This window comes from Furfurilactobacillus curtus (assembly GCF_045862785.1).
GTDB lineage: Bacteria > Bacillota > Bacilli > Lactobacillales > Lactobacillaceae > Furfurilactobacillus > Furfurilactobacillus curtus.
The window spans coordinates 1-303 of sequence record NZ_BQXO01000096.1 but is presented as its reverse complement, the minus strand read 5'-3'; the positions used below and the strand labels follow the sequence as shown (position 1 = coordinate 303).

Genomic DNA, 303 nt, shown 5'->3' with positions numbered 1-303 from the left:
GATAGCTCGTCAGTTAACGCGTCAAAATGTTCATGATTTCTTATCTTTTCGTCAAGATTATGATATTTAGCTTGAGCGTTTCTTTGTGCGCTAACTTGTTGATTAAATGCTTTTCGATTTTTTCTTTGGCTGTTAATGCCTTCGTGTTGGGTAGGTGTCTCTTGAATCCCTTGATCGACAAACGATTTTTCACTAATCCGATCCGGAATATTTTTTTGTGCTAAAGACTGATTAACACTTGTTGCCCAATTACGCCGCCACTCATTAATTTTTTCCTTTTTATCCCAATCAACCAACCAAATT

1 protein-coding gene is annotated in these 303 nt (G+C 36.6%); it reads right to left on the bottom strand.

The window, feature by feature from the left end:
* On the bottom strand, positions 1-303 hold a 303-nt coding region (locus ACKTR2_RS10630; RefSeq protein WP_407885108.1), incomplete at both ends, for a MobA/MobL family protein.